Source organism: Aromatoleum sp., assembly GCF_036675785.1.
Classification (GTDB): domain Bacteria; phylum Pseudomonadota; class Gammaproteobacteria; order Burkholderiales; family Rhodocyclaceae; genus Aromatoleum.
The window spans coordinates 81665-87935 of record NZ_JAKFEF010000054.1 but is presented as its reverse complement, the minus strand read 5'-3'; the positions used below and the strand labels follow the sequence as shown (position 1 = coordinate 87935).

General features: G+C 68.2%; 3 protein-coding genes. All 3 read right to left on the bottom strand.

Features of this window, described 5'->3' with window-relative positions; genetic code table 11:
• Positions 1–1164, bottom strand: a 1164-nt coding sequence (locus tag V6M37_RS11935) for a hypothetical protein (RefSeq protein WP_332673541.1), incomplete at its 3' end; no start/stop codon positions are given.
• A 131-nt stretch (positions 1165–1295) separates the two neighbouring features.
• Positions 1296–3413, bottom strand: a complete 2118-nt coding sequence (locus V6M37_RS11930; protein ID WP_332673540.1) for a T6SS effector phospholipase Tle3 domain-containing protein — start codon at positions 3411–3413, stop codon at positions 1296–1298.
• A 5-nt stretch (positions 3414–3418) separates the two neighbouring features.
• Positions 3419–6160, bottom strand: coding sequence for a type VI secretion system Vgr family protein (locus tag V6M37_RS11925; RefSeq protein ID WP_332673539.1), 2742 nt, complete (start codon positions 6158–6160; stop codon positions 3419–3421).
• Positions 6161–6271: the final 111 nt, after the last annotated feature.

Sequence of the window (6271 nt, the reverse complement as noted above, 5' to 3'; positions counted from 1 at the left end):
GAACGTCTCGCGGGTGGCGGCGACGACGACGGGGACGTTGCGGTGATGGGCGTAGGCGATCGCGAGGACGAGGTTGGTCGCGGCGGTGCCGGCGCGAAGCTCGCCGAGCAGTGCTGCAGTGTCGAAGCTGTGCTCGAGAAACGGCTTGGCGGGGAGCGTCTCGGTCATCGCCTGGGCGAGCGGTCCGAGGCGTCGGCTCGCCTCGGCGCTGCCCTGGCCGGCGTCGTGGATCACGTAGCCGAGGGCGGCCGGTTCCAGGCCGCCGCGCTTCGCCGCATCGGCGAACGCCCCGCGCCATGCGGCCGCCGCACCGGCGTCGCCCACCGGCACGCGGCTCGCGCGGTGGATCCACGCGAGCGGCTCGCGCCCGGTTTCGTAGTCGGGATGTGCGAGCACGAGCAGCGCGCCGGTCTCGTTGAGCTGCTCATCCTTTGGAAACGACGGCGCATCGAACGCGACCACCCAGACGGTCTCGTTGGGGTGGGTTTCGAGATAGTCGAGTGCGGCTTCGAGCGACGCGAAGCCGGCTGCGGGGCCGCCCTGATGCACGCGCACGTCAGGGGGCGTGCCGCTGGGGGAAAACTTCGGGTCGTCGGTGCCGAAGTACCAGACAATTTGCCTGCGAGCGAAGTATGCGCTCTCGTCGGCCGCGAGCTCGTGGGGCAGGCTCAGCTCGACGCGGATGCCGGCGACGTCGCGCCGCGGCTTCCGACCTTGCGCGACTGAGTAGAAGTAGTGTGGGCTCATGAAGTAGCGCTCCCAGAGCTTGCGGAATGTGCCGCAGATATAGTCCTCGTAATAGCCCTCGAAAGTTTGTTTGCCGCGTGTGTTGAATGCGAGACCGCTGACCGGGCCGACTTTGGAATATTTGGCTGGATTTCTCGGAACGATGTCGTCATCCGCGTTGGGTTTGGCGAGGCCGAGGGTCCACAGCGCCTGCCATTCGGTCGGGTAGTCGCGGCGTTGCAACGGGTTGAGCCACTGCAGTCCGACGACCTGGGCGGCGAAGCGCTGGCGTGTGGCGTCGGTCTGCTGCTGCCGGGCCCGCGCGGCGTCGGCCGCCCGCGCCTGCTGCTGCCGTTCGAGTTGGGCGTCGAAGGCCCACGCGATGCTGCCGGCGAGCGCGCCAATCAGTAGCAGTGCGCTCCATTTGATCCAGTTCATTGACGGGTCTCCGAAGTCGAAAAAGGCGGTGGGCGAAGCGGATGGGGCGTCGGTGTGGGGCCAGAGGAGCCAGGCCGCTGCGACGAGCGCCGCGGCCAGCACGACGCCCAATGCGAGGATTCGACGGCGGCTCACAGCAACGCTCCCGGATGCAAGCCCGGCCGGTTCTCACGTTCATCGACGATGCCCGGCGGCAGGGCCGAGGGGTCGTGATTCGCCTTGAACTGTGGATGCTCGTGCAGCGGCTCGAGCGTTTCGCCGTGCTGCCATCGTCCGGTGTCGAAATAGACCCCGAACCGTCTGTGCGGGTGGCCCTGTTCGAGGTCGCGCCACAGTTGCCAGTCCGCCGCGACCCGCAACTCATGCCAGTCCTCGGCCGTGAGCCGGCTCACGCCGACCGGGACATCCCAGGCGAGCACTTTTTCGATATTCGCCGCGCAGGTCATGATCGTGCTGTGGTCGGTCGCATGCTGGTCGATGCTCTCCTTCAGAAAGCTCGTGATCTGTTCGCGCGACCACGCCACCCACTCCGGGGCGGCCTGCTCGTCGGGCAGGTCCGAGGCCGCGGCGTCGCCACCGCGGCGCCGGTCCTTCATGCGCAGGCGCGCGCGATGCTCGTAGCGCAGCCGGGCTTCGGTGTGCTCGTCGCTGCGTGGGGCGTCGGCTGCCGGACTCGCGCGGAACGGCTCGTACGGGTCGTCAGAGTTGGATGGCGTGGCCTCGCCCTTGGCGTGCAAGAGGTCGCGCTCCGGATCCCGATCCTGGTCGAACGCGGTCGGCCGGCCGAGGCGTTCGGCCTGCGGCACGTGCTTCGTCTTCAGCGCCGGCGCGGTGATCGGGATCTCCCAGTTCGCCTCCGGGTCCGCGTTGATCTTGGAGCGCCCCAAGGCGCCGGCGACGCGCAAGACGGCCCAGACGGCAGGGGCGGTCAGCGTCGTGAAGAATTTCGCGACCGCGCTCTCTCCGGCTTCGAGCCCGCGCACGAGATCGAATCGGGCTGCGTGCGGCTCCGGATGCCAGAAGCTCTGGCCGGCTTTGACGTAGGAATAGGAATAGCCGCTGTTCCCGACTTCGTGTCCCTGCGCCCACACGCGCTGCCCCAGCACGCCCGCGGCGCCGGTCGCCTCGATTTCGGCCGCCGACATCCCGCGCCAGCCGATCCCCTGGATGGTCTGCCCGGAGATCACGCGATCGTGCGGATTGCAGTAGAGCGTCACGTACCCTTTCCTCGCGCCTTCGTCCTGCGGGAACCGGTAGGCGGGGCTGCCATCGCGGGGCGAGCCGTTGCCGACCCAGCGCTCGACGTCGTCGGCCGGCTGATCGGATCCTTGGCGCGCCCGGATCAGCGCGAAGAAGTTCGCAAGCGTCCTGCGGCGCGCCTCTCCGGTCTGCCGCCCGCTCTGGCCGTGGGCGTTCGTGGTCTTCCGTTGCGCCCAGTTGTCCATGCCCAGGGCCTCGACGAGGCTGTAGGGCGCATTCGCGAGCACGTAGTTGTCGGCGATCGCGGGGGCGCGTTTGCCATGGCCGTCGGTCACCTCGCCGATTCGCGCGCCATAGAAGGCCGCCGCGAGGCCGATCATGTTGCCCTGGCTGTGGCAAACGAGCGTGATCGGCACGTCGGCCTGCTTCTCGCGGATGCGCCGAACGAGCTCCGTGAGCCGCCAGGCGGCGAACGCGTAGTAGTGCCGCGGCGGGCAGCCGTAGACGTCGCGGCCGGGCTCCGGATTCAGGTGCTGGGCGGTGAGCCACAGGAACAGGCGGTCGTCGAGGCCGTCGCTCCACAGGTCGGCGAGTGCCGTGCAGCCGTTCGCGAACGGCCCGCCGCCCCAGTAGTTGTGCTCGTTGAGCCAGACGTTGGGACCGAAGTCGGAGAGATCGTCGCGGTGCGCCTTGTAGCCCCAGCGGAAGCGGATCACCGGCGAATGGTGCGGCCTGTCGGTGATGAAGCGCCGGCTATCGCGATCCGGGTCCACAAAGCCGCTATCGGTCAGCTCGCGTGCGTAAGTCGCCGGCGTGAGCTGACCGCCGGGGACGCCCTTCGTGTGCATCTGCTCGTCGCGCCGTCCGAGCCGCGTATTGAGGCCGGCGCACAGGCCCCGCTCGGTCGCGTCGAACCACTCGCCGTCGGAGTTGACGCCGTGCACCAGGATGATGACGCCGGGCAGCGCGAGCGGCGCGGTCGCCTCGTGGCAGTCCTTCGCTGGCTGCAGCAGCGCCTCGGCCTGGGCAATCGATCGGAAGAAGGTCATGGTGTTCAGGCCTCGGGCGGCAAGCCGAATTCGACGCGGGCGATGTCGAAGCGGTCGCTCTCGAGCAGCTCGGTTTCGCCGGCGGCGTTCGTCGTGCCTTCGCGGAGGCTGCCGTCGGCGAGAGTGATCCGGTAAGGGAGGTTGCCGAGCGGGCCGCCGTCGGTCGGGCGGAGCAGCCGGAACTTGCGGCCGAGTTCGCCCTCCGCGAAGCGCGGCAGGTCGGTGCCGATCGATCCCGCCCCCTCGAAGCTGTGGGTCGCGGCTTTCACGCTGAAGCGGCCCGGGCAGATCAATTCGATGTTCGCGCCCTTGAGCCGCAGGCCCGCGCCGCCTTCGACGGCGAGCAGAATCTCGTCGTGCGCGAAGGCGATCGTCTTGCCGCGGCTCGCGGTCAGCTTGATGTTGTCGCTCGCGGCGATCTCGGTGTCGCCATGCTGGCTGTGCAGCTGCAGCTTGTCGTGATGCGCGATCGCCTTGAGACCGTCCGCGTGCGAGAAGAGCGAAATGCCGCGGCCGGCGTTCAGACTGAAGCGCTGTCCCGCGGTGAGCTGCAGGTGCTGCTGGGCGACCTGATCGAGGTTCTTGCCGGCATAGCTCAATGACGATTCCGGCGTCGTAAAGGACAATCCGGCCGGCGCGCTGACTCCGATCACCGCCGCGCCGCCCGCTGGTGTTGCGCCGGACGCGGTGTTGCTGCCGTGTTCCCAGTTGCGGAAGGCGTCCTTGAGTTGCGCCTGGGGCGCCGCGTCGACCGGCAGGGCCTGGTGCTCGGCTCCATACGCCCCGAACTGCTTGAACAGATCGAGGCAGGTTTCCATCAGCGACAGCGTTTCGTCGCGCGAAAGCTGCGAGCCGGCGGCGTCGAGGCGTTGCCAGGCGGTCAGTAGCAGGCCCTTGGCCGCACGCAGCGCGCCGGCCTCGTCGGTGCGCAGCTCGAATCCTTCGCCGCGCGGCGCACCGCGCCCGTCGCTGCGCGGGTGCACCAGGTATCCCTGGTTGAGCTGGGTCTTGCCGTGTTCGGACGACAGCTTCGCGCGGATCTCGCCCGTCGTGTCGTCGAAGAGCAGTTCGTTGAAGCGCCGGCCCTTGTGTTCCTTGGATTTGTGCCCCGACAGCGTCTTGTTCGCGGGCAGTTCGCCTGCCCCGGAAAAGGCGGGCGGGCGATGGGTGCCGTTGTAGAGGACGCCGGTGACGAGCGGGCGGTCGATGTCGCCTTCGAGGAACGTGACGACGCACTCCTGGCCCACTCGCGGAATGTATTGTGAACCCCACCCGGCTCCCGCGCTCGGCAGCGCGACCCGCACCCATGTCGAGGAGCGGTCGTCGAAATCCGCGCCGCCGGCGGGATGGTCCTGTTTGCGTTGCCAGTGAAACTGCACCTTGATGCGCCCGTGCTCGTCGGTGAAGATATCTTCACCGTCCGGGCCGACGACGACGGCGGTCGTCGCGACGGGGGCGGTCGGTTTCTGGTGCCGCGTGTCCTCGTACGCCGGCACGACCGGGATGTGGCGGCGCACGGCGGTGAACGTGTTGCGGTACGGAGCGTTCTCAACCGTGACGCCATCCGCGCCCGCCGCGGTGTGCAGTCGCTCGCGTTCCTCCGGCAGCAGGTTGTTGTGCGCCTCGAAAGTCAGGCCCGTGACGAGAAATTGCCGGTCCTCGACCTCGTCCTGGTCGTGCGCCGAATGGTCCTGCAGCTCGAACCAGGTGCCGACCTCGAGCGCTCGCGCGCTTCCGGCGCCGGAAAACGTCTTGTTCGCCAGATCCCGCGCCTGCTGCCGCAGGTCGGCGTAGCGCCCGATTTCGTCGTTGTTTCGCCCGTAGTACGGGCCCTGCGGATCGTAGCTTTCGAGCGTGCGGGTGAGATCGACCCCGGCCTCGCCGTGCCGAATGCGCTGTTCCTGCGCGCCCCGGTAGATGTCGACGGTCTTGTAATCGTAGGAGGATAGGCTCGACCGGCCGGCCGCGAGCTGCCGCCTGCCCTCCCAGCGGTCGATCGCGTCGTCGCTTTCCGTGCCATCGGTGCGGTGGAAGCGGATCGCGGCGGCGTGACCTTGTGGGGGCGCGTAACCCGCGTCGAACAGCACGAGCGTATGCAGGGGGATCTCGCTCCCGACCCCGCCCTGCACCGAGGTGCCGCTGTCGGGGCCGTGGACATGGCGGTAGACGATGCCTTCCTCGAAGAGGAGCCGCTCGATGAATGCGAGATCGCTCTCGCGGTATTGCACGCAGTACGACCGCTTCGGGTAGCTTTGGTCGAGGCGGAGCTCGTAGTTGAAGCTCGCTGCAAGCACGGCGTTGGCCGTGAGATGCTCGTCGAGGATCGACGCGACGATCTCCGGCGCGCTCTTGTCGCTGAACACGCGGCTGTTGTTGCGATGCGCGAGGGCGGCGAGCGCGGGTTCGACTTTGAACCGGTAGCGGGCGAAACCGCCGTCCGCGCCGAGCGCGCGGGCCTCGGTCACGAGACCGGTCAGAAGGCGTTCCCCGCCGTCGGCGAGCCGTAGCGCGATCTCGATCGGCTGGCCGAAAAGGCACTTCAGTTCGACGGACGCGTCGGGACTGAGACAGTCGAGTTCGTAACGGAAGCACGCCGAGAGCCGTTCTTCGCCGCGAATCGTCAGTGGCAGCAGGAGGTCGGGATCGAGGCTGGCGGATTCGGCGAGGCGCAATTTGAGCAGCCGGCGATCGTGGCGGAAGATCGCGGCGCCCAGGGTCCGCAGGTCGGCAAGGATTGAAGATCCCATGAAGAATGCGCGCGGGGTTAGGAGGCGGCATTTTCAATAGGACGACGACATATGTCAAACGCGATGAGCGGGTGCTCGCGTTTGCGGCGCGCTCATGCCGAAGACGTCGCG